Below are 24,434 nucleotides of genomic sequence, written 5' to 3'. Positions count from 1 at the left end.
ACTGCTGGGGTGTATGTTATCAATAACTGTTCAAATTTGTAAATTTTAATGGATTTTTCAAAATTCATTGAAACATTTAGCGTTTAGCAACGTACAGATATATACATTGTTTAAAAGGTGGTGCAGAGGTGAAACAAGTGAAAGAGAATTTATATCATACACCTTTTATTTTATGGTTAGTATTAATCATCATCACTTCTGCATACAGCCTTTCCGGGTGTTCCCGGCAGCTGGACGCATCGCTGCACGAAGATGCCAGGCACAACACTGATCGAGTGAAGGAAGTTCCCGGGGCATCATTTTTAGGTTTGGAGGTCATTCCCCTCCAGATGAGCGCCCAAGAGGAGTTTTATAAGGCTTCAGGATGGGTGAGTGATTCAGAGGTTCTTTACATATCGAATAACAGCGAAAACACTTCTTTATTATATTTATATAACCTTTTAACAGGTAAAAAGAAGCTTCTGTATAAAAGTGAACATCCAATCATTGCGGCTGAAGTAAGTCCTAAAAAAGAAAAGGTGTTGATTCACAGTTCGGCATCGGACAAAGGCATTCTTACGGTGATTGATTTTTCTGGCAGAGCATTGTATTCAGTGGATATTGAATCATATGAATTGACCTTCGAATGGAACCCATACGATGAGAATTTGCTTGTCATCTCTGCTTTTAGTGAAGAATGGGATTTCAGCACTCATTTACTTGACCTGAGAGAGTCCAACATGAAAGAACTTCACTTGCCTGAGCCTTTCGTCAGATGGATTACAGAGGATGTACTTGCATATCAACAGTGGGATGAGGATGGAATCTCATTAAAAGCCCCATTAAAAGCTGTATCAGTAAGTGGAGAGGGTTCTGAAACATTGTTCGAGGAAGTTTATCAATTTGATTCTATAGGAAGGTATTTACTTACCATCCAGGTTGAAAACGGCGAAAATCCTGGATTCGGCTTGTATTCCTTCACCAGGGATGGGGGAATTGCGGTTGCTGAATTTACTGCCCCTTTTCTAACATCTTATTCTGGATGGGTTGTTCCTTATTATGATTTAATAGAGGATGAAAAGGTTTTTATGTATTTTCGGGCAAAGGAACAGGGAGAAGCAGATCTCTATAATGGCGGCTTCGATCTGTTGAGCTATGACTTAGGGGCGAAAAAAGAGGAAATGATTTTCTCGGAATTATCAAATGAGCCACTGTCCTGTTCCCCTTCCGGGAAGATGTGCCTCTATGGGTTCCAGTTAGAAAGAGTATTGAATATCGAAACTAAGGAAATAATTGAACTCGTTAAATAAAATTGGCAGCAAGGAGAGATTATGATGGCAATCGTAGATGTAACTGTGATTCCAATAGGAACTCAGACACCAAGTGTAAGTTCCTATGTGGCAGATATCCAAAAAATCCTTAAACAATATGAAGAGCAGGGCATTATCCGTTATCAACTTACCCCGATGAATACCCTGATCGAGGGTGAACTCCCTGTGTTATTTGAGGTGATCCAGGCGATTCATGAAGCCCCATTCAATGCAGGTATCCAGCGAGTAGCCACTAATATTCGAATTGATGACAGACGTGATGTAAAAAGAAAGATGGAAGAAAAGGTAAACAGAGTTAACGAGCTGCTGAAGCAGTAGACGGTACGAATGCAAAAAGACCACCTGGCAAAGGTGGTCTTTTACTGTGATTTAACTTAGTGTGCTGTTGGGAATCCGTGGTTAAGGATTGTCATGACTGTGAACCAGCCAAGAACCAGAAACGTTCCTCCGCCAAATACGATTCCAAGGACGTTTTTGTTTTTAAGTGCCGAGAAAGTTGCATAACCGGCAAGCAGAGTAACTAACGCGAAGATAATTGCCAATCCCATGATAAAGCCCCCTTCATAAATTAGGCAGACAATAAGCCTGTTCGCCTGAAAAAGTTTTTTGTAATTTAGGCGGCAGCCTGTATGTAATGACAAGCATACACTCGTTTTTTATTTTATATTTTTTTGAACCATTTGTCGAGGTCTAAAAACTCAACTTTCACTTCATATGCCTTTACTATACCCAATATTAGTTCAGTATAATGCTTGGCTGCAAAATAAGTTCCTTCATCAGCCTTAAATACCAGATGTTCCTCCAGCTGGATAAGAGCCATTTCAGTCTGGATTTTGCTGTCCTCAAACAAAATGAAGGCGCATAGTTCACCAGCGAATAAATAAGTATCTCCCTCCAATTGGAAACCGTAGTCATAAAAATCTTCACCGGCACAGCCTGCCGTTTTTATCAAGAGGTGCGTTCCTTCGAGCAAGTCCGCCTCCTGAAGCAATCCGATAGCTTCATCAGCAGTTCTCTGTTCACCGTATAGGTATATATTTTCATAAACCACAAGCGGTGGAGCAACTGCAAAAAGCACCTCCTGAAAATCTGGCAGTTCCGAAAGTATGGGGTTGGCTTCTGTTCCAATGACAAAATTCATTTTACTTCTCCTTATCATCTTTAATCTATTCTCAAATTACATTACTGCATCTTATCGGTGCAGGATACACATTCTATTGGCAATTTCTTAAAACTTCCCTGACAATAGTGTAGAATAGATACATGAAGAATACCAATAGAAGCTGGAGGCTGCTTAGTATGAAATGGAAACAGGTTCCCCTGGGGCCTTTACAGACGAATTGTTATATCATTTATGATAAAACTCTATCCTGCCTGATTATTGATCCTGGTGAAAATCCCAAGAAATTGTCTTCAGTGATTGAACAGCTTAAACTAAAGCCGGAAGCAATCTTACTGACACATGCGCATTTCGACCATATTGGAGCGGTGGACAGGATAAGGGATAAGTATGGAATTAAGGTTTATATTCACGAAAAAGAAAAAGATTGGCTCACTGACCCGGCACTTAATGGTTCTAGACATTTTATGCTCAACGAGCCTATCAAAGCCAGAGCTGCTGATAACTTGTTCAAAAATGAAGGTGAGATGTCCATCGGCAATTTTGCCTTCGAAATTTTTGAGACACCGGGACATTCTCCGGGAAGTGTATCCCTTTACTTCCCGATCGCGAATTTTGTGGTAGCCGGTGACGCGCTGTTTCAAGGGAGCATCGGAAGAACGGACTTGCCAGGAGGAAATCATAATCAGTTAATTAAGAGCATTCACGATAAGCTGCTGGTATTGCCGGAGGAAACAGAAGTATTGCCTGGCCATGGCCCAACAACGACGATTGGTTTAGAAATAGATTCCAACCCATTCTTAAACGGCTTTTAATCATGTCGTTATGAAAATAGCGGGCAGATAAACTAGAAAAGCCCTTCTCAAAAGAGAAGGGCTTTTCTGGGGGATGTTCTATTCATATCATGGGAGGGGATATAGTTAAGCTACTAGTAAAACAATATAATAAAGAATACACTATGTCAATAGTGAAAACCCTTTTCAAGGAGCATTTTTATGAAGGAACTAATCAAAGAATTTATTGAATCCTCCCCGAAGAAAATGATCACTTATGCGGATTATATGGAGCTAGCACTCTATCATCCGCAGGGAGGTTACTATAGAAAGGAACGACAGAAAATAGGCAGAGAGGGAGATTTTTATACTTCCAGCAATGTGTCTGATGTGTTTGGCAAATTGATAGGGAAGTGGTATGCAAAAGAATGCGGTGCATTGGAACTGCCTCCATTTGTTTGTGAAATAGGAGCAGGGAACGGACGCTTTGCCCGGGCATTCATAGAAGGGTGGAAAGAACTGAAAGCAGAAATGCTGACATACTATATCGTCGAAACCAGTCCCTATCATCGCAGCTTGCAGGAAGCAGAATTGGGCCGATTAGAACATGTGAGGATTGTTTATGGCGACACGTTCGCAGATACAGCAATGGACCACGGGCTGATTTTTTCCAATGAGTTATTCGATGCTTTTCCTGTCCATGTGGTTGAAATGAAAGAGGGTCTTTTGCAAGAAGTGTTTGTAGGCTGGGAGAATGAAAAATTCAAAGAAATTAATGTTCCGGTTTCAGATCCGCGGATTATCAGGTTTCTCGATGAACAGCAGCTCACTCTTTCCGAAGGGCAAAGGATTGAGATTCCACTAGCAATGGAACCATTCATTAAGTCAATTGCGAATAACTTCACTAAAGGTTTGATGGTAACAGTAGATTACGGATATACGAAGGAAGAATGGATGCATCCGGCCCGAAGACAAGGAAGTCTGAGGGGGTATTACCAGCATCACATGCACCATGACATCCTCCAGTTTCCCGGTGAGATGGATATCACAAGCCACGTCCATTTTGATGCCCTCAAATCTTTAGGGGAAAAGCATGGTCTGGAATTCTGGCAGAAATTGAGGCAGGATGCATTCCTGATTGCTGCTGGCATCCTGGAGGAGCTTGGGCAGCATCAAGACCCGAATCCATTCTCCGAAGCAAGTAAGCGCAATCGTGCTATACGCAGTCTGATCCTGCCTGGCGGGATAAGCCAGTCCTTTGATGTTCTTATTCAAGGGAAAGGACTTGATCGCTCAGAAGGTAAATTATTTTAATATAAACTTGATAAAATAAAAAAAGCGATGGTTGACCATCGCTTTTTTATTGAGCGTGCACATTGGATCAATGCCCAGCTCCACCTAGTGGCATCATAAATGTTGACCAGTAAGTAAAGCCTGCAAAGAAAACTGTTAAGTATGCGCCGAAGACGTATATGTACATACGCTCTGACAGTTTCAAATAACTTAAAAGCAAGAAAAATCCAGTTTGACCAAAGAAAATCAAGGACGTTGTATACATGTCACCCAAGAAAAACATGACAGCAAAGATTCCCGTCCAGAACCCTAAAACTCTGTACATACGATCCAAAGATATCCCTCCTTTACCCTACATGTCCATCACTATCATATTATAAAGTAAAGTGGAGTGAAAAGTAAACAAGGATTGATTATTGTGCGATAACAGCCTGATATGAACAGGAATCACAGCCAGTGAACATATTTTCTTTTTCAATCAGCTCAATATCGCCAAACAGTGACTCAAACATGCCCCGCAAAAATTCATAATGCATATTGCACACTGTTTCAGTATGCTCCATTGCTACTTCCTTGAAAGGACAGTTGAAAATCTGAAAGTAAATCTTTGTCTTCTCAGTGTTCGTTTCAAATTCAGGATAGAAACCTGCAAGCGTCGCAGCATTCTTGATTGAGTTCATTTTATGTTCAAAAGTCATTTGTTCTGACATTTGGGGATGGCGTGACATCTCCTGCTCCATAAGTTCTGCACCAAAACGTTTCCCAGTCATATACAAAGCTGTCTTACCGGCTTCCCCCAGAGACATCATTGTCGTCATCGCAATTTTTGATAAAAGCTGATAATCACGGAAAGGGAAATGCAGCTGGATGACTTCGTCCGATAGGCGATACAGCCTGCTTGGACGGCCGCCTTTGCCTGTCTTTTTTGTCTCCGAAACCAACATGTTCACATCTTCTAGCTTTGATAAATGCAGCCTTGCAACGTTTGGATGTATATCAAAGTTGTCAGCGATTTCTTGTACGGTCACATCTTTGTGCCTTTTTGTAATGTATTGATAAATGTAATAGCGAGTTGGATCCGACAATACACTTGTTATTTTTAATGTTTGCTCCACCTTATTTCACCTCTGACCACTAATTTGCCTTCATTATAATACAAGGGAAAATAAGGTTTACACTGTTTACACTATATGTTTAGAAAATGTTCACAACTAAATGGCGAAATGATGACAAAATACTATACAAAAATTATACAAAAGTTATACAATGTATTTAGAAGATAATTTCGTTCGCCAGGAGGTAAAATTAATGGAAGAGCTGACGTTTTATTCTTATCCTAGCTGTACATCATGTCGAAAAACTAAAAAGTGGCTGGTCTCTAACAGTGTGAAATTCAATGAACGTCATTTGTTCAAAGATACCCCAACTCAAAAGGAATTACTGGAAATATTGACATTGACAACCGAAGGGGTGGATGAACTGCTTGCGACAAGAGGCGAAACCTTTAAGAATTTAAATCTGGATGTAGAAGAATTGCCACTTTCAGAAGTGATCAATCTTGTAATCAATGAACCCAAGCTGTTAAGGCGGCCGATCTTGACAGATGGGAAAAAGCTTATTGTTGGATTTAACCCGGATGCATTGAAAAAAATTGCAAAATAAAAAAACGGAAGTGGTCGCTTCCGTTTTTTTATTTTGCAAGTGAGGATGTTTCCTGCTTCGCAGTGTCCAGCTCCAGTGCCTAGCCCCTCGAGTCGCTTCAATCCTGCCAATGAAGTCAAAAAGCGACTTCACTGTCAGGACCTCCAGCGCTTGCCGGGGCTGACCAAGGCACTTACGCTTTTCTGTTAACTGGGCTAGCTGGATTCGAACCAACGCATGACGGAGTCAAAGTCCGTTGCCTTACCGCTTGGCTATAGCCCAATGTGATGACTTGTTGTTGCTACGGTAGTTATTATGAATCGAACTGTCACTATTTATACATATTTAATCTTTTTTTTTCGCAGGAACAGGAGGAAATGTGTCGAAATTCTTTTTTATAACAAAAAAAGGTGGTGCATCGCTATTGTAAAATCAATTGAGCAATTAGCGGACAATATTTTAAAAGATGCTTTAAGAAGTGGCGCGTCGGATATCCATATCAACCCGCGCGAGAAAGACACCCTTATAAAATTCAGGCTCGGTAATCAGCTGCTTCCCCGTTATACCCTTGAGCAGGCAGATTGTGATCGGCTCATCTCCCACTTTAAATTTACGGCTTCGATGGATATTGGCGAAAAAAGAAGGCCGCAAAGTGGTGCATTTACCTATATGGATCATGATATGAAAATTGGGTTAAGAATCTCCACGCTGCCAGCCTACCAGAGCGAAAGTATGGTCATACGTTTACTTCCCGAACAAAACAAAATCCCTTCCTACCAAATATCATTATTCCCATCTACATCAAAAAAACTGATTTCCCTTTTAAAACATGCCCACGGCCTGATTATTTTTACGGGACCGACAGGCAGCGGCAAAACAACTACATTATATTCAATGCTGTCTGAAACCTCAGAAATGGTGAACCGCAATGTCATTACGCTTGAAGATCCAATTGAAAAGCCAAGTGACACTGCGCTTCAGGTTCAGGTCAATGAACGGGCCGGGATCTCTTATTCTTCCGGCTTGAAGGCCATTCTCCGGCATGATCCGGATATTATAATGGTTGGGGAAATCCGCGATAAAGAGACTGCAGAAACAGCGATAAGAGCAGCATTGACAGGACATCTGGTCCTTACAACCATGCATACACGTGATGCAAGGGGAGCTATTTACAGGCTGATTGAGTTCGGGATCAATTGGCTGGAAATCGAACAGACCTTAATCGCAGTAACCGCACAAAGGCTGGTTGAACTGACCTGTGCTTATTGTGAAGGATCCTGCTCGCCTTTTTGTTACTCTTCAGGCAACAGTAAAAGGGGAAATGTGTTTGAAATTCTAACGGGAAAGGATTTATCTTCGGTATTGAAGGAAGCGAGAGGTGAGCGTCAGGATTATCATTATAAAACCCTGAAGGATGCAATTAAGAAAGGCATCGCCCTTGGGTTTGTCAAGGAATCAGAATACCAGAGGTGGATTCTTAATGATGGGGAGTAATTGGCCTGTCGCTGAACAGGCCCGGTTCCTAAAGAGGACTGGTGAGCTGCTGGCTCAGGGGTATTCCCTAGCCGAAGCGATTGAATCAATGACCTTCCATTTAGAAGTCAGAAGGAAAGACGATATCATAAGAAGTCTCGATAAGCTCCGTGAAGGCTTTCCTTTATATTTGATTCTTGCAGAATTGAATTTTAAAAAAGATTTAATTAGTTACGTTTATTTTGCCGAGCAGCATGGCGGCCTGGCACATGCTGTTGCTGAAGGCAGTGAGATGGTTTTAAAGAGGGATGCAGATTACCTGAGGTTAAAAAAGTTATCTGCTTATCCAATATTTCTAATCATGCTTACTCTCATATTATTTTTCTTCGTAAACAGGATTTTGCTGCCGAAATTCACCTCGCTTTTTTCAGATATGAACATGGCACCAAATATCTTCATGAAAGCCATCGCTGCAACTGCTGCATTTCTTCCCTTCATGCTCTATTTTCTGCTTAGTCTTGTTGCCATTCTTACCCTCTATTACATGATCAGTTTTAGGAAACTGCCAATTCTGCAACAAAAAATGAAACTTGTAAAACTGCCGTTTGCAGGAAGATTATTCAAGCTTGTTTACTCACACTCCTTCTCTGTTCAATTAAGCTATTTATTTTCCGGGGGACTTCCGGTACACGATTCATTAAAAGTTTTCGAGCAGAATAGCCATGAACCTTTTTCAAGTGCAATAGGAAGGGACATCATCTCAAAATTGGCCGCAGGTGAAGAGTTTGACAGGGCAGTTGGAGATTATCCTTTTTTTGAAGCAGAATTGCCAAGAATCATCAGGCATGGACAAAAGAATGGAAAGCTTGATCAGGAGCTTTACTTTTACAGCAGACATTGTCTGAAAGAGCTTGAAGAAAGAACGGAAAAAGCAATGAAAACAGTGCAGCCGCTTCTATACAGTTTTATCGGCCTTCTAGTCGTTTCACTGTATCTCGCCATCCTGCTTCCGATGTTTCAAATGATGAAAGGCATCTGAATAGGCAGATTTTTTATAACACATAAGGAGAAATGACAATGAAAAATCAAAAAGGTTTTACCCTGATTGAGATGATGATCGTGTTGTTAGTGATTTCTGTACTTTTGATTATAACAGTGCCGAATATCGCTTCCCATAATTCAAAAATCAACACAAAAGGCTGTGAGGCATATATGAAAATGGTCGAAGCCCAAGTACAGTCTTACAAGATGGATAAAAAGACCACACCTACATTTCAGCAGCTTTATGACGGGCACTACTTAAAAAGCTCAGAAGCTGCTTGTCCAGACGGAACCAATATTGAGATCACTTCCGATGGCACAGTTCAGAAATCCGCGTCATGAACTGCCAGATAAAAACAACGGGCGGATTTACAATGATAGAAATGCTCATTGTGCTGTCAGCTTTCTTCATGCTCTCCCTTTCCTCTGCCTTTCTGTTTTCTCCGCATAATGACGCACTGGCAAAAGATCTTTTTTTCTCCCAGCTCCAATCGGACCTTTTGTACAGTCAGCAGTATGCTATTTCCCACCAAGAGCAAATTACGATACACATTATGCCGGAATATAATCACTACTATATTCGAGGCACCGATTATGGATCTGCATATCTCGTGAAAAGAAATTATTCGCCAGAAATAAAAGTGAAAAAAGGAACAATGAACTTATTGTTCCACTACATGCCGGATGGAAATATCGATAATTTCGGGTCTATTTATGTTTCTTCCGGCAATAAGAAATATCGGATGATGTTTCTTATTGGGAAGGGCAGATTCTATGTTGTCGAAGAAGGATGAAGGATTTTTCCTCGCAGATATGCTATTATCTCTGGCAGCATTTGTCATGGCCGCCGCAATATTGCTGCCAATGGCGATTTTGGTGATTGGACAGATTGTAGATTTAAGGAAAGACGGAGAAGCAAGTACTATTTTATATGATGAAATGATGTATTTAAAAATAGCTGGCAAAGACTCTGGAAGAAAATTGATTATTCAAAATGGAACTCATTATGAAGTGACAATTTCAAAGAATGGGGAGAATGCTCCGTGGGAGGTATGCGTTCAGTATGAAAGTGCCAGACAGCAAAGCCAAAAATGCGTCATCACGGAATGAGCGGGGATTTACAATGTTGGAGATGCTGTTGTCAATGCTGGTATTCTTGATGATTGCATCGTTGCTCCCGTTAGGATTGGGTATCCTCCTTGAGGACAGTGTTATCGAAAAGGGAATCAGAGGAATGGAATGGGAAGTTTTCAGCAGCCAGGTAAAAAAAGAAATCCGTGCAGCCGAGCAGATGACTGTTCAACCAGACAAGCTGTTATTGAAGGTAGAAGGCCAATTTATTCTTTACGAGAAATATGCTTCAAGTATGCGGAGGAGAGTGAATTATCAAGGTCATGAGATTCTATTTCAGAACCTTTCGAGCTTCACCTTTGAACAAATTGCGGACGGTGTGATGATAAATGCCGTGGATTCAAATCAAACCAAGTATTCGGTGAGAGTTCATCAATTTCATCAAACTGGGGGTGTACAGCCATAGGTGAAAAAGGTTTTATTTATCCATTAACGATGATCTTTTTACTCTTGATGACATTGTTCTTATTGATTTTGACAGAACAGTATATTGCAGAAAAAAGGTTTACCAAAGAAACTGAAACGATACGTCGCCAAGAATACTATTTGCTGTGTTCGGGAAAAGAAGCCGAGCTCCTGTTAAGAGAAGGAATATTGCCCGCAAATGGGATCATGAATTATAAATTTGGAAAAGTATGGTTCCAAACTCAGTCTTTAACTTCGAACATTGATGAAGTGACATTTAATCTTGAACTCGACAGTGGGGAAAAAATAATCGGCTTTGGACAGTATGACAAGAAAAAGGGCCTCATGATAAAATGGAAGGAAAAGAATTGACAGGTGATTGTAAAAATGGAATCAATCTATTTAATTGGCTTTATGGGTTCGGGCAAGACCACTGTATCAAAGGAATTAGCACAAAGACTGAATATGGCAGTTATTGATACAGATGAAGAGATTATCAATAAGGCAGGTAAGTCAATTAATGAGATATTCGCCCATGACGGCGAGGCACAGTTCCGACTTTTAGAATCTGAGGTCTTGTATTCCATGCCTTCAGCCGATGCGGTAGTCGCAACAGGGGGAGGAATCATTATCTCAAAAAAAAACAGATTGTTCCTCAAAGACAAAGTGAATGTTGTATATTTGCATACAGCATTCAGTTTCATTCTAGAAAGGCTGAAGGATGACGATACCAGACCATTATTAAGCAAGGATAAATGGAAATCATCTGAAAGTCTGTACTCAAGCAGGATTCCATTGTACCGGGAGACAGCTAAACTTGAAATCGATACATCTGGTAAACCTGTTTCACGCATCGTCGATGAAATCATCCAGCGTATGAAAAAATAGCACATGGTTATACTTGATAAAGTATGAAGGATGGTGTAGCCATGAAGACAAATGATTATGTCAAATACCTTACACAAACCGTTGTGAAATATATTGATCAGCCCAAAGAGGAGCGCCGAAAAATCAAACAGGCAAAAAAGGAAACAGAAGCGACCTTCCTATTCCGGTGGTTCGGAATCCTCCCATTTATGCTGATGTCCGGTATAAAAAAGAAAAAGAACAGATGAGGAAAAGCCCGGCTGAGAATGATAGCCGGGCTTTTTCATTGTTTAGAAAATTATAAATCAACCGAGTTGTTGATAACTATATATTGTTTTCTTAATCCAGATCCAGAACCTAGCCCCTCGAGACGCTTGTCTAGCTGCGGCTCCTAACTCCTCAAGACACTTGTCTAGTTTCGCCTCCTAGAAACTCCGAAACTTCAACTCCGCCGGCAGAAGCAAAAAGTGCTTCTTTGTCGGAATCTCCAGTTTCTGCGTTTCCGGGCAGTCGGCTATACTTTTCTATTTCGGGGCTGACCAAGGCGCTGTTCTGCATGTATGCAGTTTAATCAAGGCGGGCATTGTCTGTTAAATAAAATAATCCGCCATTTATGATTGTGATCTTAATTTTCGGCTCATATTGTTCCTGTAATGCGGATTTTTCTGTTTCAAAGCTTTCAGACTTCTCTTCTTCATCCTCGTAGAAATGATGCAGCAGGTCCAGATCCTTCTGCCATCGTTTACGTGCATCCTCTGCCCAGGCATGGTCCTCTTGCTCAATTCTAGTTGTCAAATAGGATTGTATTCTGTTTACCCCGCTTTTCGGCCTGATTAATGGCGATAGTGTATAGGCATAGTCAGGGATTTTTGTACTAAGAGGCAGTTTCAATAATTGATCATGAAAATCTTCCACCATCCTGCCATTGATCAGCTGCAGGCCAATTGAATGGAAAACATCTCGTTTTCTGTCACATTGATACGAAACTTTTAGGTTAATACCTATCCATGGGATTAAAGCTGTCTGTGCCTGAAACTCAATTTTTTCATATAATCGGATGAATCCTGCAAGGTTCTTTGTCGACTCAAAGATTTGATGAAGGCGGGGGGATCCGAAATGGATCACCTCACCTTTCAAGTTGTCTGGAGTCAGCTGCTTATTCGTGATGAAGGTGAGTTTCATTGGGTTGGGTACTCCGCCCGTTTTCTCAAGATAATGCCAATAAAAAGGACGGTTCATTAATTCCTTATCAAGCTCCACAGTTAGCTGGACTGTCATATGGCCTTTATCATTTTCGATCAGTTCACAATTATTTGCAGTGAAGTATCTTTCGAGAAAATTATGGATTTCCTGTTGCTGCACGCTGATTCTCCTCCTTCATTTCTTCGGCGAACTGAATCATGGATGTCAGATTTTCCATCTTGATTCGGATTTCTCCATCTGATGAGGATTTTCCGAAGATATCAACCAAGTGGTCTTCGATATTGCCAAACTCCAATTTTGTCAGGATATCATCCAGTTCTCCAATTACTTTTTCGAACAGGTTGATTTTCTCGTAAAGCAACTTCAGAATATGCTCCTCTACCGTATCCTTTGTTGCAAAGTTGTATATCTTCACATCTTTTTCCTGTCCGAGACGATGAATCCTTCCGATTCTTTGTTCCAGTCTCATTGGGTTCCATGGAAGGTCAAAGTTGATAATGTGGCTGCAGAACTGAAGGTTGATTCCTTCACCACCAGCCTCTGTTGCGATAAGCACCTGAACATTCTTCTGGAAAAGCTCCCTCATCCAGTCCTTTTTGCCGCGCTTGAACCCGCCGCGGAACGGAACTGAGGTGATGCCGTTTTGCTTCAAGAACCACTGTAGGTATAGCTGGGTAGCCCGGTACTCCGTGAAAATGATGACTTTTTCATTGATTCCCTTGATTAACTCAAGAGCTTTCTCAGCCTTCGAGTTTTTAGTTACAGCCTCGACTCGTTTTATGAGCTGAGCTATGATATTTTGAAATTCAACCGATGGGTTTTCCTGCCTTTGAAGCATATTCCTTAATGTATAAAAAACAGCTTCCCTGCTGCTGCAGGCTTCACGCTGGAGAGTCATCAGCGAGAACTGGCTTGACGCCAAGCCGCCAGCAGAAGACCTTAAGGACTGGATCGAATCATACAAAGCACGCTCCTCATTAGTAAACTCGATCGGGATCGTTTCAACATGCCGCTTTGTCCACTCAATTCCGGTATCTGAACGCCTGTTGCGTATCATGACTTTATTTACAAGTTCTTTCAGGTGTTCATCATCGTTGACAGATCTGTCCTTCTTTTTATATTTATCGAAGAAAGCGGATTCGCTCCCTAGATGCCCGGGTTTCAACAGTGATACAAGGTTGAAGATTTCCTCGATTCGGTTTTGGATCGGAGTTGCTGTCAGCAGCAGGCAAAATCTCTTTTTCAGGTTTTGGACAAATTCATAGTTTTTTGTTTTGTTATTTTTCAATTTATGAGCTTCGTCGATAATGATAAGGTCATAATTCAGGTTGTTGATGATATCCCTGTGAGGGGCTCGTTTGGCGGTATCGATTGATGAAACGACGACATCGCATTGCTCCCATACATAGCTTTTTTTCTGGGCAATCGCGGGGATATGGAACTTGCTGTTCAGTTCCATCGCCCATTGAGAGACAAGAGAAGCAGGAACAAGTATCAGCACCTTTTTTACCAGCCCCCTGATCATGTATTCCTTTAATATCAATCCTGCCTCGATTGTTTTCCCAAGGCCTACTTCATCAGCAAGGATCGCTTTTCCGTTCATATTTTCTACAACCTGTTTTGCCACCTCCAGCTGATGGGGCAGCGGAGTCAGTTCCGGAAGGTGTACCGGAGCCTGAAGACCTTCGAATTCAGGGATTATGGTATGTTTTTCTATTTCAACAGCAAGCTTGTAAAGTTCCCAATTCCCCCATGGTCCATCGTTCTCAATTCTATCAGCCATTTCGTCCTGCCAGGAGGAATCATAGTTAATTTGCACTGTCATTTAATCCACCTCAATCAATATAAAAAATATTGCCGAAATCGGCTTTCTAATGGTAGGATGAAGTTAGCTTTTGAATGTTTTGAAATTTGTCACTATATGGTCAAGAATAATCAGTTTGCAGGCATGCGTAATAACGTCTAGCATGCCCAATTTTGAAAATAATATAAATGCGGATGACAACAAGGGGAGAGACTACTCTGGTAGCGCCGAAGGAGCAAGCAAACTTTGTGAATCTCTCAGGCAAAAGAACTCTTGTTTGACGCATCTCTGGAGAGCGCTTCCATTCATGGCAGCCACCAAAGGGGAAAGCCTTTACAGGTAAACTTTCAGGTGAAAGGACAGAGACCTTCTCGGCATTTGAGGGGGTGCTCTGTCCTTTTTTGCTTCTCTAGCAGAAAACCGCTGCTATTAATAGGACAGGATTGAAGGCAAACTGAAATTTCTTAGGCCAGGACGAAGGGGGATACATAATGACGGAATTAAAACGGACACCGCTTTTTGAAGTGTATAAGGAATATGGTGGGAAAACAGTTGATTTTGGCGGCTGGGAGCTGCCAGTCCAGTTTTCAAGCATCAAGGAAGAACACGAAGCAGTAAGAACAAAAGCTGGTTTATTCGACGTTTCCCATATGGGTGAAATCGAGGTTAAAGGCCCTGATAGTCTGAATTATTTGCAGAAAATGATGACAAACGATATTTCGAAGCTTAAGAATGGCGGTGCCCAGTACACAGCAATGTGCTATGAAACTGGCGGTACTGTTGATGATTTGCTGGTTTATAAACTCGAGGATGAGCATTACCTCCTTGTCGTGAATGCATCCAATATCGAAAAGGATTTCGAGTGGATGCAGAACCATCTTAAAGGTGATGTAAAAATCGAAAATCTATCCGAAGGGATGGCACAGCTTGCTATACAGGGACCAGTGGCTGAAGAAGTCCTCCAAATGCTGGCGAACGGACACGACCTCAGTGCAATCGGATTTTTCAAGTTCAGTGAAGAAGTCGACCTGAATGGCAAGAAAGCCCTTGTTTCCCGAACAGGTTATACAGGTGAAGATGGATTCGAAATATACTGCGATGCCAAAGACGCCGTGAGCCTCTGGAGGGAAATTCTTGAGGCAGGCAAAGAGGAGGGAGTCATCCCATGCGGTCTTGGTGCGAGGGATACACTGCGATTTGAAGCTAACCTTGCATTGTACGGCCAGGAGCTTTCTTCAGAAATCAGCCCGCTTGAGGCAGGGATTGGCTTTGCAGTTAAATTAAACAAAGAAGCTGATTTTATTGGGAAACAAGCACTTAAGCAGCAAAAAGAAAGTGGCCTGTCCAGAAAGCTTGTCGGCATCGAGATGATCGACCGGGGCATTCCGCGCCATGGATATCCTGTTTACAAAGGGGATAGAAGGATTGGTGAGGTTACAACTGGCACGCAATCTCCTACGCTAAAGAAAAACATCGGACTTGCACTCCTTGACACCAGGGAAACTGAGCTTGGGAATGAAGTGGAAGTTGAAATCCGCGGAAAACGATTAAAGGCCGCTGTTTCAGCTACACCTTTTTATAAAAGAGACAAAAAGTAAAAGCCGGAGAGGGGAAAAAGTTATGAAGCATCGCTATTTACCGCTGACGGAAAGTGATAAAAACGCAATGATGGAAAGCATCGGCGTCAAATCGATCGATGAACTGTTCAGCGATATTCCTGAGAAAGTCCGTTTTGCCGGAGAATATAATATCAAGAAAGCCAAGCCGGAAACAGCTCTTATGAAGGAACTGGCACTGATGGCTTCCAAGAATGCTGACTTGAAAATGAATTCTTCTTTTATCGGTGCAGGTGTTTACGACCATTACATTCCGGTAATCGTCGACCATGTCCTGTCCCGTTCCGAATTTTATACAGCATACACACCATATCAGCCGGAAATCTCACAAGGTGAGCTTCAGGCAATCTTTGAATTCCAGACGATGATTTGTGAATTGACAGGCATGGAAGTTGCGAACTCATCCATGTATGACGGAGGAACAGCGCTTGCTGAAGCTGCAATGCTTAGTGCAGGCCACACAAGAAGAAAGAAAGTGCTGATTTCAAGCGCTGTCCACCCAGAGTACAAGGATGTTGTCAGATCCTATGCTAAGGGACAATATATCGATGTAATCGAAGTTCCTCACAGGGACGGGGTAACAGACCTTGATGCGCTGAAGGATATGGCAAGCGAAGAATTCGCAGCAGTCATCGTCCAGTATCCAAACTTCTTCGGGGGAATTGAGTCGCTGAAAGAAATTGAGCAAATTGCACATGAAAATAAATCATTGTTCGTCGTATCCAGCAATCCGCTTGCATTGGGAGCATTGACGCCTCCAGGCAAATTCGGCGCTGATATCGTTACCGGCGACGCTCAGCCATTCGGAATTCCGACAGCATTTGGCGGACCGCATTGCGGATATTTCGCTGTTTCCGGAAAACTGATGAGAAAAGTTCCGGGAAGACTTGTCGGCCAGACGAAGGATGACCAGGGACGCCGCGGATTTGTTTTGACGCTCCAGGCGAGAGAACAGCATATCCGACGTGATAAAGCGACATCCAATATTTGTTCGAACCAGGCATTGAATGCACTTGCTGCCTCTGTTGCGATGACAGCGCTTGGCAAAAAGGGCGTTCGGGAAATGGCTGTGGCCAATATCCAAAAAGCACATTATGCGAAAAAGACTTTTAAAGAGAACGGCTTTGAAATTGCATACGAGGGTCCATCCTTCAATGAGTTCGTTGTCAAGCTGAATAAACCGGTCAAAGAAGTGAACCAAAGGCTTCTCGAGAAGAGTATCATCGGAGGCTACGACCTGGGCCGCGATTATTCTGAACTTCAGAACCATATGCTTGTTGCGGTCACCGAGTTAAGAACAAAAGAAGAAATTGATACGTTTGTAAAGGAAATGGGGGATATCAATGCATAAGGAAGATCAGCCACTCATTTTTGAATTAAGCACACCAGGCCGTGTCGGTTACAGCCTTCCAGAAATGGATGTACCGGAAACGGATTTATCAGAGCTTTTGCCTGAAGGATTCCTCCGTGAAGAGGAGCCGGAACTTCCTGAGGCTTCCGAGCTTGATATCATGCGCCACTACACTGCATTATCCAAGCGCAACCACGGTGTTGATTCAGGGTTCTATCCGCTTGGATCATGTACTATGAAATACAATCCGAAAATGAATGAAAATGTAGCACGTTTCAACGGCTTCGCACACTTGCATCCATTGCAGGATGAGAGTTCAGTGCAGGGGGCCCTAGAACTAATGTATGACTTGCAGGAACACCTGATTGAAATCACTGGGATGGATGAAGTTACCCTTCAGCCAGCAGCAGGTGCACATGGTGAATGGACCGGCTTGATGATGATCCGTGCCTACCACGAAGCGAACGGTGACCATAACCGTACTAAGGTCATCGTACCTGATTCTGCTCACGGAACGAACCCTGCATCAGCGACAGTTGCTGGTTTCGAAACAATCACAGTTAAATCTGATGAGAACGGTCTTGTTGATCTGGAAGACCTTAAGAAGGTTGTCGGAGAAGACACTGCTGCGCTAATGCTGACAAACCCAAATACACTTGGTCTGTTCGAAGAAAATATTCTTGAAATGGCCGAGATTGTCCACAGCGCAGGCGGAAAGCTTTACTATGATGGAGCCAACCTGAATGCTGTAATGTCCAAGGCACGTCCTGGCGACATGGGCTTTGATGTCGTTCACTTGAACCTTCATAAGACATTCACAGGTCCACATGGGGGCGGCGGTCCAGGATCAGGTCCTGTTGGTGTAAAAGCAGATTTGATTCCATTCCTGCCAAAGCCAATCGTAACGAAGCAGGATGGCGTGTACAAGTTCGATTACGACCGCCCGCAGTCCATCGGAAGGGTCAAACCTTTCTACGGCAACTTTGGCATCAATGTACGTGCCTACACGTATATCCGCACAATGGGACCAGACGGTTTGAAGGCAGTCACCGAGTATGCTGTTCTTAACGCCAACTATATGATGAGAAGGCTTGCTGAATACTATGATCTTCCATTCAACAGGCATTGCAAGCATGAATTTGTCCTAAGCGGAAAGCGTCAGAAGAAGCTTGGCGTCCGCACATTGGATATCGCCAAACGACTGCTTGACTTTGGCTACCATCCGCCGACAATCTACTTCCCATTGAATGTGGAAGAGGCTATCATGATTGAGCCAACAGAAACAGAATCCAAGGAAACTCTCGATGCGTTCATCGACGCAATGATCCAGATTGCGAAGGAAGCAGAAGAGAATCCGGAAATCGTCCAGGAAGCGCCACACTCCACTGTAATTGGCCGTCTGGATGAAACAACAGCCGCAAGGAAGCCAATCCTGCGCTACCAGAAAGCAGAATAGAAAGATAGAAGTCCTGCCGGTTAGTTATGGCAGGACTTTATTTTTATTTATTGGTACTGAATAGGGAGGACTTGGGACAATTGCAAAAGGGGAAGCTGGAATTTTGTCAAAGTCCGGTGTGTAACTTAACTTAACTTTAAGAGGAAAGTCGGTATGTGTTGAACCCGGTGTGACTTCAGGCAAAACTTTAGAGGGAAACTGTTTATTTGTCTGAACCTAAGGTTACTTCCGACAAAACCAGAAGCGGAAATCTGGAACTTTGTCTGAAGCGGTTTTCGGATCGGATAAAATCATATGAGAAATCAGGGGAGGATGCCTCCATTTCAATATATGTGCCTATACAAAGCTAACCCCTCAGCCAATCCGGCTGAGGGGGAGTTTTTATGGAAAAATGGTTTATTTAGCTTTGACTTTGCCGCCCCATTTTTTGAAGCCGCCTTCAAGGTGATACAGATCTTTATAGCCTTTTTTGTATAGCAGCTGGGCAGCACGGCCGCTTCTGGAGCCGCTCTGGCAGTAAAGGTAGACTGGCTTGTCCGGCCTGATTTCCTTCAGGCGCGCCTTCAGCTGGGTTAGCGGGATATTTCTCGCGCCAAGGATATGTCCGCCGGAGTATTCATTCGGTTCACGGACATCAATTAGCTGCGCTTTGCGATAGCCTGCTTTAAATTCTTCCTCTGACAGAGTCTTGAGGATTTTCTTCTGGCGGAAATACATAAACACAGAGTAAAGAATTACCGCAACTGTTAGGACGATTAAAAAAATAAGTGTATCCAAAACATCTTTCTCCTTTCAAGCTTAGCTGAGCCACTTATAATTATATAAGCCTTCCTGTCTCAGAGCAAAGGAATTTAACAAATTTCTTTCAAACAAGCTGCTTTGCTTTTGATAGTTATTTTGTTAGACTAAAAAAATCGTAGCTTTGAACAATTTTAAATGGGGTAATCGTATGGAAAAAGAGGTATGGAGATTTATTGATTCAGGTGATCATTCACCATCATTCAATATGGCGCTTGATGAAGCATTGCTGGATTGGCATGGTGCCGGCAAATTTCCTCCTGTGGTCCGCTTTTATGGATGGAATCCGCCAACTCTTTCAGTTGGCTATTTCCAAAGGATCGAACGGGAAATCGATATGGATGCCGTAAAAAAGCATGGTCTTGGATTTGTACGCAGACCGACTGGAGGCAGGGGAGTCCTTCATGAGCATGAACTAACATATAGTGTCATCGTCACAGAAGAGCATCCTGAAATGCCGAAAACGGTAACAGAGGCATACCGTATTATATCAGAGGGGATTTTACAGGGATTCCGGAAGCTTGGACTGGAAGCTTATTTTGCTGTGCCAAAAACAGCTGCCGAAAAAGACGCCCTGAAGAATCCACGCTCTGCGGTTTGTTTCGATGCACCAAGCTGGTATGAGCTGGTAGTAGAGGGACGTAAAGTTGCGGGAAGCGCCCAGACTCGGCAAAAAGGGGTTATTTTACAGCATGGTTCCATTTTGCTGGATTTGGATGAGGATAAGCTTTTCAGTTTGTTCAAGTACCCTAATGACAGGGTCAAAGAAAGAATGCAGAGAGCCTTTAAAACAAAGGCCGTTGCGATCAATGAGATCAGCAACCGCAAAATCGGTCTCGAGGAAGCGAAGGATGCCTTCAAGGAGGGTTTCGAGGATGGACTTGGAATTATTTTGGAACCTTACAGTCTAAGTGATGAAGAGATGGAATATGTAAATAGCCTTGCCAAAAACAAGTACGAATCTGATGAATGGAATTTTAAAAGATAAAAATAAAAAAAGCGGATTTCCGCTTTTTTTGCTTTTATCCAGTATTTTCTAAGGGTCTTTGGACTCATAAAAATTGCAACTCTCGAAATTTGTTGTTTTTTATCGTTTACTGGAGGATTTCTGTCTATCTCTCTTTTTTCCTCTGTTTTTTAATAGATTTCGTTTTTGACAAATTTGTATTTCTTTGACCTTAACACCATATATAGTGTTGTCGAAAATTTTAAATATACTATATATTGATTTTTGAGGTTTCGATATGATAACGTAAGGGTAATTCAAAAATGCAGCTAGAATTACATACTTCTAGTAAGACATTAAAGAAATAGTTTAAACCTGAGAAGGAGTTGTAGAAATGTCTGTTACTATTGGACAAAAAATGAGCCTTAATGTTGAAAGCCTGAACGAGGATATAAAGTTGTTCCCCCAGGTTCATCCGATTACACCTGATATGAAGCTTACACACAAAGGCGTTTCCCGACTAGTGATGCTAGATCGCTACACTTTTAAAGACACTGAAAAAATTACTCTATCAAACGGGGATTTTGTAGTCCTCACCATCAAGGAGGATCCAAAGTTCCCTGCACGAGGACTTGGGTTCATACAAGATATTGATTGGGAGAACAAAACGGCGAGGGTTCTCGTTGATGAAGAATTCCGAGGAGTGCTCGATGACGCGGAAGAAGCTGCAACAGGAGTGATTACTAAATCTCTGGATGTCATCGAGAAGCCGCTCGAAGTATTTTACGAGCAAATCGCTAAACGAAATGCTACAGGACTTGCGGCTGTTGAAAAAACGGAAGAAAAGCGCCAGGAATGGTTTGAGAAGTTCTATCAGGAACTAGTATCCATGAACTTTATCCCTGCAGGCCGCGTCCTTTACGGAGCAGGCGCAGAAACAGACGTTACTTACTTTAACTGTTATGTAATGCCATTTGTAAAAGATTCACGTGAAGGGATCTCCGAGCACCGCAAGCAGGTCATGGAAATCATGAGCCGCGGCGGCGGAGTGGGAACGAATGGTTCGACTTTAAGGCCGCGTAACACACTTGCCAAAGGCGTAAACGGAAAATCATCCGGTTCGGTCTCATGGCTTGATGACATCGCCAAGCTTACGCATTTAGTAGAGCAGGGCGGGTCAAGACGCGGTGCGCAAATGATAATGCTGGCGGATTAACTAAATGACATTCTAAGTTAAAACTGGTAAGATTAACGTGAGAACAAACGTTCGTTAAAAGGAGGACGTTTCATGAATCTGACCAGAGAATTTCTTTATCAAAAGTATATTCACGACAAAATGAGCTTAAAAGAGATAGCTGAAGAAACAGGGCTGCCAATTACGACAATCAAATCAAGGCTTAGAAGGTTTGGTATTAGATAAAAACCAATTAAACTGGGCAATGAGATATACGACAATCGTGATTGGCTATATGAAGAATACATTGTTAAAAGAAAGGGATATACTGTACTTGCTAATGAACTAAGGGTAAGTTATTCAACAATTTTAGATCGGATTCTTTTCTTTGGATGGGAGTTGAGGGGCCATAATGAAATTGATAAAGGTGCTCCAAGAAGAGGGACAAAACATACTCCAGTTTCCATTGAGAGAATAAAGTCGACTAGGATAAAGAAACGAGTATACTTTGAATGCTTCCAGTGTGGTCAAACTACTGAAAGGGTACGCTCAGGATATTCCCGTTCAGGTAAGAGGTTTTGTACTTATACTTGTTATAAGAATTACCTGAAAGAAAATAGAGTGGAAACAATTGATATAACTGATTCTGCACTCTATAAGGAATGGCGTAAAAAAGTATATACTCGTGATAACTTTAGGTGTAAGATGCCTGGTTGTAACTCTAATTCTAGAGATATTGCTGCTCACCATATTTATCCTAAAAAGCTTTTCCCTGAAAAGCAATTTCTTTTAAACAATGGAATCACACTCTGTAAAAACTGTCATGAAAAAACTTATGGTAAAGAAAGTAACTTTATAGATGCACTAGTCCGCGTCGTTCAGACAATGAACGACTAGAAAATCGGGTGAATTGCAGGGAACTCCTTAGAGGCAGGCAAGCCACAACGTGACTGGAAACGGTGAGCGTGAAGGCCTAAAAATTGCTTGCATTGGACAATCTGCAGCCAAGCGTCATTGGGCAAACGGTAATGGCGAAGGTTCAACGACTAGAGAGTGAGTCCCAACAATAATCTCTCACAAGCGCCCGACCCCTACCAGATTATGCTGAGGGTGATGATATAGTCTAGTCCGGCTGCAAAGCAGCGAAATATTCCGAAAGGAACGGTATGTACGTGGCATCCTGACATTGTAGAATTCATTATTTCAAAAATGCAAAACCCAAGGATCCTTCGTTTCCTGATTGAAAACACAAACGACGAGTCAATCAAGAAAATGGCAAAAGAGAAATTGAAATTCACTCCATTGACACTTCAGGAAGAAGCAATGTACCAGGGGATTGTCAACTATAAGAGCATCCCGGGCTACGGTGGTTTCAGCGCAGATATCATAAGATCGGCAGAAGAAAAACTTGCAACAGGCGGAAATTATACAGTCCATAATTCAGAATTCCTTACAGGTGCAAATATCTCAGTCACTCTGACAAAGGACTTTATGGATGCAGTCGAAAATGAAGCTGAATATGAACTCCGCTTCCCGGACGTGGAAAGCTATGATAGTGAAACTATGAAAGTTTATAACGAAGAATGGCATAAAATTGGGGACGTACGAGAGTGGGAAAAGCTCGGCTATAAAGTACGTACCTACAGAAAGATCAAAGCGAAAGAGCTTTGGAACCTGATCAATATCTGTGCGACATATTCAGCAGAACCAGGCATTTTCTTCATCGACAATGCCAACGACATGACAAACGCACAGGCATATGGACAAAAGGTTGTAGCGACTAACCCTTGTGGGGAACAGCCTCTCGCACCAAATTCTGTCTGCAATCTTGCTGCTGTTAACCTTGCAGAAATGGCGGACAAGGAAACAAAAACAGTTAACTTTGAAAAATTGAAGCGTACTGTAGAAGTGGGTGTCCGCATGCAGGACAATGTCATTGATGCGACTCCTTACTTCCTTGAAGATAATAAGAGACAAGCTCTTGGCGAACGCCGTGTCGGTCTTGGTGTTATGGGACTGCATGATCTTTTGATTTACTGTGAAACAGAATACGGTTCAGAAGAAGGAAACAAGCTTGTTGATAAAGTATTTGAAACAATTGCTACTTCTGCCTATAGAGCATCCGTAGAATTGGGCAAGGAAAAAGGGAGCTTCCCATTCCTTGAGGGTGGAACTGAAGAAGAGACAAACAGACTTCGCGAGGCTTTCACAAACACTGGTTTCATGAAGAAAATGCCTGAAGATATTCGTGAGTCGATCATTGAAAATGGAATTCGCAACTCGCACTTGCTGACTGTTGCTCCCACGGGATCAACTGGGACGATGGTTGGGGTCTCAACAGGCCTTGAACCTTACTTCAGCTTCTCCTACTTCCGAAGCGGCCGTCTTGGCAAGTTCATCGAAGTCAAGGCAGATATCGTCCAGGAGTACCTGGACCGCAATCCGGATGCTGATCCTGAGAACCTGCCGAACTGGTTCGTATCAGCAATGGAACTTGCGCCTGAAGCCCACGCTGACGTACAATGTGTCATTCAGCGCTGGATTGACAGCTCGATCAGCAAGACGGTCAACGCTCCGAAAGGCTACAGCGTTGAACAGGTTGAGAAGGTTTATGAGCGTCTGTATAAAGGTGGAGCCAAGGGTGGTACCGTTTATGTTGATGGATCCCGCGATTCACAAGTATTGACGCTGAAAGCAGAAGAGAACACAATGGAAGAAGAAATCGATAAAAAAGAAAAACAAAAGCAGCATGTTGTCCTTGTAGACACGATCAATGAATTGCGTTCAACCAACGTGACAATCGGCTCTGAAGTCGGCAACACTTGCCCGGTCTGCCGCAAAGGTGAGGTAAAGGAAATCGGCGGTTGCAATACTTGTACGAACTGTAACGCACAATTAAAGTGTGGTTTATAAAATAGACTTGATAGAAATAGCCACGGCATAAGCCGTGGCTATTTCTATAGCTAAATCCTGTTATCATCTCCGGTCCTTATGTTTAAAAGAATTCCACCTTTATGTTCTAAATGCTTGGA

Annotated in this window: 27 protein-coding genes, 1 tRNA gene, 2 pseudogenes and 1 riboswitch; of the genes and pseudogenes, 22 read left to right on the top strand and 8 right to left on the bottom strand. The window is 42.4% G+C overall.

Annotated features, from left to right (window positions below):
- Positions 1-128: 128 nt before the first annotated feature.
- Together B5X77_RS20360 and B5X77_RS20355 are read left to right on the top strand one after the other, a co-directional pair.
- A complete protein-coding gene (locus B5X77_RS20360; RefSeq protein WP_079509741.1) occupies positions 129-1,289 on the top strand; it encodes a YqgU-like beta propeller domain-containing protein in 1,161 nt (386 codons plus the stop codon).
- 24 nt (positions 1,290-1,313) lie between these two features.
- A complete protein-coding gene (locus B5X77_RS20355) occupies positions 1,314-1,628 on the top strand; it encodes an MTH1187 family thiamine-binding protein (RefSeq protein ID WP_079509740.1) in 315 nt (104 codons plus the stop codon).
- Between the two features lie 56 nt (positions 1,629-1,684).
- Here B5X77_RS20355 and B5X77_RS20350 read toward each other — a convergent pair whose 3' ends face one another.
- Complete coding sequence (locus tag B5X77_RS20350; RefSeq protein ID WP_079509739.1) at positions 1,685-1,858, bottom strand: DUF2759 domain-containing protein; 174 nt, start codon at positions 1,856-1,858, stop codon at positions 1,685-1,687.
- 113 nt (positions 1,859-1,971) lie between these two features.
- Positions 1,972-2,451, bottom strand: a complete 480-nt coding sequence (locus tag B5X77_RS20345) for a hypothetical protein (RefSeq protein WP_079509738.1) — start codon at positions 2,449-2,451, stop codon at positions 1,972-1,974.
- A 158-nt stretch (positions 2,452-2,609) separates the two neighbouring features.
- On the opposite strand from B5X77_RS20345, the gene B5X77_RS20340 reads away from it, so the two are divergent.
- Positions 2,610-3,245 (top strand): MBL fold metallo-hydrolase, encoded by a 636-nt coding sequence (locus tag B5X77_RS20340; protein ID WP_079509737.1) that lies wholly within the window; start codon positions 2,610-2,612, stop codon positions 3,243-3,245.
- Positions 3,246-3,425: 180 nt separating this feature from the next.
- The gene (locus B5X77_RS20335; protein ID WP_079509736.1) at positions 3,426-4,517 is read left to right on the top strand and encodes a class I SAM-dependent methyltransferase; all 1,092 of its coding nucleotides are present in this window, start codon (positions 3,426-3,428) and stop codon (positions 4,515-4,517) included.
- Between the two features lie 67 nt (positions 4,518-4,584).
- On the opposite strand, the gene B5X77_RS20330 is transcribed toward B5X77_RS20335, so the two are convergent.
- Positions 4,585-4,830, bottom strand: coding sequence for a DUF2626 domain-containing protein (locus B5X77_RS20330; protein WP_079509735.1), 246 nt, complete (start codon positions 4,828-4,830; stop codon positions 4,585-4,587).
- Between the two features lie 79 nt (positions 4,831-4,909).
- Positions 4,910-5,611 carry a helix-turn-helix transcriptional regulator gene (locus B5X77_RS20325; RefSeq protein ID WP_079509734.1) on the bottom strand — a complete coding sequence of 234 codons (702 nt, stop codon included), beginning with the start codon at positions 5,609-5,611 and terminating at the stop codon, positions 4,910-4,912.
- Between the two features lie 193 nt (positions 5,612-5,804).
- Here B5X77_RS20325 and B5X77_RS20320 point away from each other — a divergent pair, with 193 nt between their 5' ends.
- Positions 5,805-6,158, top strand: coding sequence for a Spx/MgsR family RNA polymerase-binding regulatory protein (locus tag B5X77_RS20320; protein ID WP_079509733.1), 354 nt, complete (start codon positions 5,805-5,807; stop codon positions 6,156-6,158).
- 189 nt (positions 6,159-6,347) lie between these two features.
- Here B5X77_RS20320 and B5X77_RS20315 read toward each other — a convergent pair.
- Positions 6,348-6,419 (bottom strand) — tRNA-Gln (locus tag B5X77_RS20315).
- Between the two features lie 33 nt (positions 6,420-6,452).
- On the opposite strand from B5X77_RS20315, the gene comGA reads away from it, so the two are divergent.
- From comGA to B5X77_RS20270, 9 genes are read left to right on the top strand one after another with little or no spacing between them, the layout of a single operon-like run.
- A complete protein-coding gene (gene comGA / locus B5X77_RS20310) occupies positions 6,453-7,631 on the top strand; it encodes a competence type IV pilus ATPase ComGA (protein ID WP_079509732.1) in 1,179 nt (392 codons plus the stop codon).
- The gene (gene comGB / locus B5X77_RS20305; protein ID WP_079509731.1) at positions 7,618-8,649 is read left to right on the top strand and encodes a competence type IV pilus assembly protein ComGB; all 1,032 of its coding nucleotides are present in this window, start codon (positions 7,618-7,620) and stop codon (positions 8,647-8,649) included. The genes comGA and comGB overlap by 14 nt, the downstream gene beginning before the upstream one ends.
- Before the next feature lie 38 nt (positions 8,650-8,687).
- A complete protein-coding gene (comGC, locus tag B5X77_RS20300) occupies positions 8,688-8,993 on the top strand; it encodes a competence type IV pilus major pilin ComGC (RefSeq protein ID WP_139378404.1) in 306 nt (101 codons plus the stop codon).
- Positions 8,990-9,445: a competence type IV pilus minor pilin ComGD gene (comGD, locus tag B5X77_RS20295; protein WP_139378403.1), complete on the top strand. Its 456-nt coding sequence runs from the start codon at positions 8,990-8,992 to the stop codon at positions 9,443-9,445. The genes comGC and comGD overlap by 4 nt, the downstream gene beginning before the upstream one ends.
- Positions 9,426-9,761 (top strand): hypothetical protein, encoded by a 336-nt coding sequence (locus B5X77_RS20290; protein WP_079509728.1) that lies wholly within the window; start codon positions 9,426-9,428, stop codon positions 9,759-9,761. The genes comGD and B5X77_RS20290 overlap by 20 nt, the downstream gene beginning before the upstream one ends.
- Positions 9,715-10,188 carry a competence type IV pilus minor pilin ComGF gene (gene comGF, locus B5X77_RS20285; RefSeq protein ID WP_139378402.1) on the top strand — a complete coding sequence of 158 codons (474 nt, stop codon included), beginning with the start codon at positions 9,715-9,717 and terminating at the stop codon, positions 10,186-10,188. Before B5X77_RS20290 ends, comGF begins: the two co-directional genes overlap by 47 nt.
- A gap of 47 nt (positions 10,189-10,235) precedes the next feature.
- Positions 10,236-10,559: a competence type IV pilus minor pilin ComGG gene (gene comGG, locus B5X77_RS20280; protein ID WP_257391903.1), complete on the top strand. Its 324-nt coding sequence runs from the start codon at positions 10,236-10,238 to the stop codon at positions 10,557-10,559.
- Positions 10,560-10,574: 15 nt separating this feature from the next.
- Positions 10,575-11,075 (top strand): shikimate kinase, encoded by a 501-nt coding sequence (locus tag B5X77_RS20275; protein WP_079509725.1) that lies wholly within the window; start codon positions 10,575-10,577, stop codon positions 11,073-11,075.
- 41 nt (positions 11,076-11,116) lie between these two features.
- A complete protein-coding gene (locus tag B5X77_RS20270) occupies positions 11,117-11,302 on the top strand; it encodes a YqzE family protein (RefSeq protein ID WP_079509724.1) in 186 nt (61 codons plus the stop codon).
- Positions 11,303-11,621: 319 nt separating this feature from the next.
- Here the strand turns inward: B5X77_RS20270 and B5X77_RS20265 are convergent, their stop codons facing one another.
- Complete coding sequence (locus tag B5X77_RS20265) at positions 11,622-12,416, bottom strand: YqhG family protein (RefSeq protein ID WP_079509723.1); 795 nt, start codon at positions 12,414-12,416, stop codon at positions 11,622-11,624.
- On the bottom strand, positions 12,394-14,082 hold the full coding sequence (locus tag B5X77_RS20260; RefSeq protein WP_079509722.1) for a DEAD/DEAH box helicase: 1,689 nt from the start codon (positions 14,080-14,082) through the stop codon (positions 12,394-12,396). The genes B5X77_RS20265 and B5X77_RS20260 overlap by 23 nt, the downstream gene beginning before the upstream one ends.
- Positions 14,083-14,255: 173 nt before the next feature.
- A riboswitch (glycine riboswitch) is annotated at positions 14,256-14,344 on the top strand.
- A 208-nt stretch (positions 14,345-14,552) separates the two neighbouring features.
- Between B5X77_RS20260 and gcvT the strand changes: the two genes are divergently transcribed.
- From gcvT to gcvPB, 3 genes are read left to right on the top strand one after another with little or no spacing between them, the layout of a single operon-like run.
- The gene (gene gcvT, locus B5X77_RS20255) at positions 14,553-15,659 is read left to right on the top strand and encodes a glycine cleavage system aminomethyltransferase GcvT (protein WP_079509721.1); all 1,107 of its coding nucleotides are present in this window, start codon (positions 14,553-14,555) and stop codon (positions 15,657-15,659) included.
- A gap of 22 nt (positions 15,660-15,681) precedes the next feature.
- Positions 15,682-17,028, top strand: coding sequence for an aminomethyl-transferring glycine dehydrogenase subunit GcvPA (gene gcvPA / locus B5X77_RS20250; RefSeq protein WP_079509720.1), 1,347 nt, complete (start codon positions 15,682-15,684; stop codon positions 17,026-17,028).
- Positions 17,021-18,484, top strand: coding sequence for an aminomethyl-transferring glycine dehydrogenase subunit GcvPB (gcvPB, locus tag B5X77_RS20245; RefSeq protein ID WP_079509719.1), 1,464 nt, complete (start codon positions 17,021-17,023; stop codon positions 18,482-18,484). The genes gcvPA and gcvPB overlap by 8 nt, the downstream gene beginning before the upstream one ends.
- Positions 18,485-18,880: 396 nt before the next feature.
- On the opposite strand, the gene B5X77_RS20240 is transcribed toward gcvPB, so the two are convergent.
- Complete coding sequence (locus B5X77_RS20240; RefSeq protein WP_176167424.1) at positions 18,881-19,201, bottom strand: rhodanese-like domain-containing protein; 321 nt, start codon at positions 19,199-19,201, stop codon at positions 18,881-18,883.
- Positions 19,202-19,433: 232 nt separating this feature from the next.
- On the opposite strand from B5X77_RS20240, the gene B5X77_RS20235 reads away from it, so the two are divergent.
- The 5 genes and pseudogenes from B5X77_RS20235 to B5X77_RS20220 all read left to right on the top strand — a co-directional run.
- A complete protein-coding gene (locus B5X77_RS20235; protein ID WP_079509717.1) occupies positions 19,434-20,270 on the top strand; it encodes a lipoate--protein ligase family protein in 837 nt (278 codons plus the stop codon).
- A 352-nt stretch (positions 20,271-20,622) separates the two neighbouring features.
- Positions 20,623-21,441: pseudogene (locus tag B5X77_RS20230) on the top strand (ribonucleotide reductase N-terminal alpha domain-containing protein); the annotation flags it as partial.
- A 75-nt stretch (positions 21,442-21,516) separates the two neighbouring features.
- On the top strand, positions 21,517-21,648 hold the full coding sequence (locus B5X77_RS23090; protein WP_139378401.1) for a sigma factor-like helix-turn-helix DNA-binding protein: 132 nt from the start codon (positions 21,517-21,519) through the stop codon (positions 21,646-21,648).
- Positions 21,649-22,023: 375 nt separating this feature from the next.
- Positions 22,024-22,299 carry an HNH endonuclease gene (locus B5X77_RS23085; protein WP_139378400.1) on the top strand — a complete coding sequence of 92 codons (276 nt, stop codon included), beginning with the start codon at positions 22,024-22,026 and terminating at the stop codon, positions 22,297-22,299.
- 267 nt (positions 22,300-22,566) lie between these two features.
- Positions 22,567-24,315, top strand: a pseudogene (locus B5X77_RS20220) (vitamin B12-dependent ribonucleotide reductase); the annotation flags it as partial.
- Between the last annotated feature and the right edge of the window lie 119 nt (positions 24,316-24,434).

This window comes from Mesobacillus jeotgali, from assembly GCF_900166585.1.
Classification (GTDB): domain Bacteria; phylum Bacillota; class Bacilli; order Bacillales; family Cytobacillaceae; genus Mesobacillus; species Mesobacillus jeotgali_A.
This window is presented reverse-complemented; position numbering and strand designations above follow the sequence as displayed.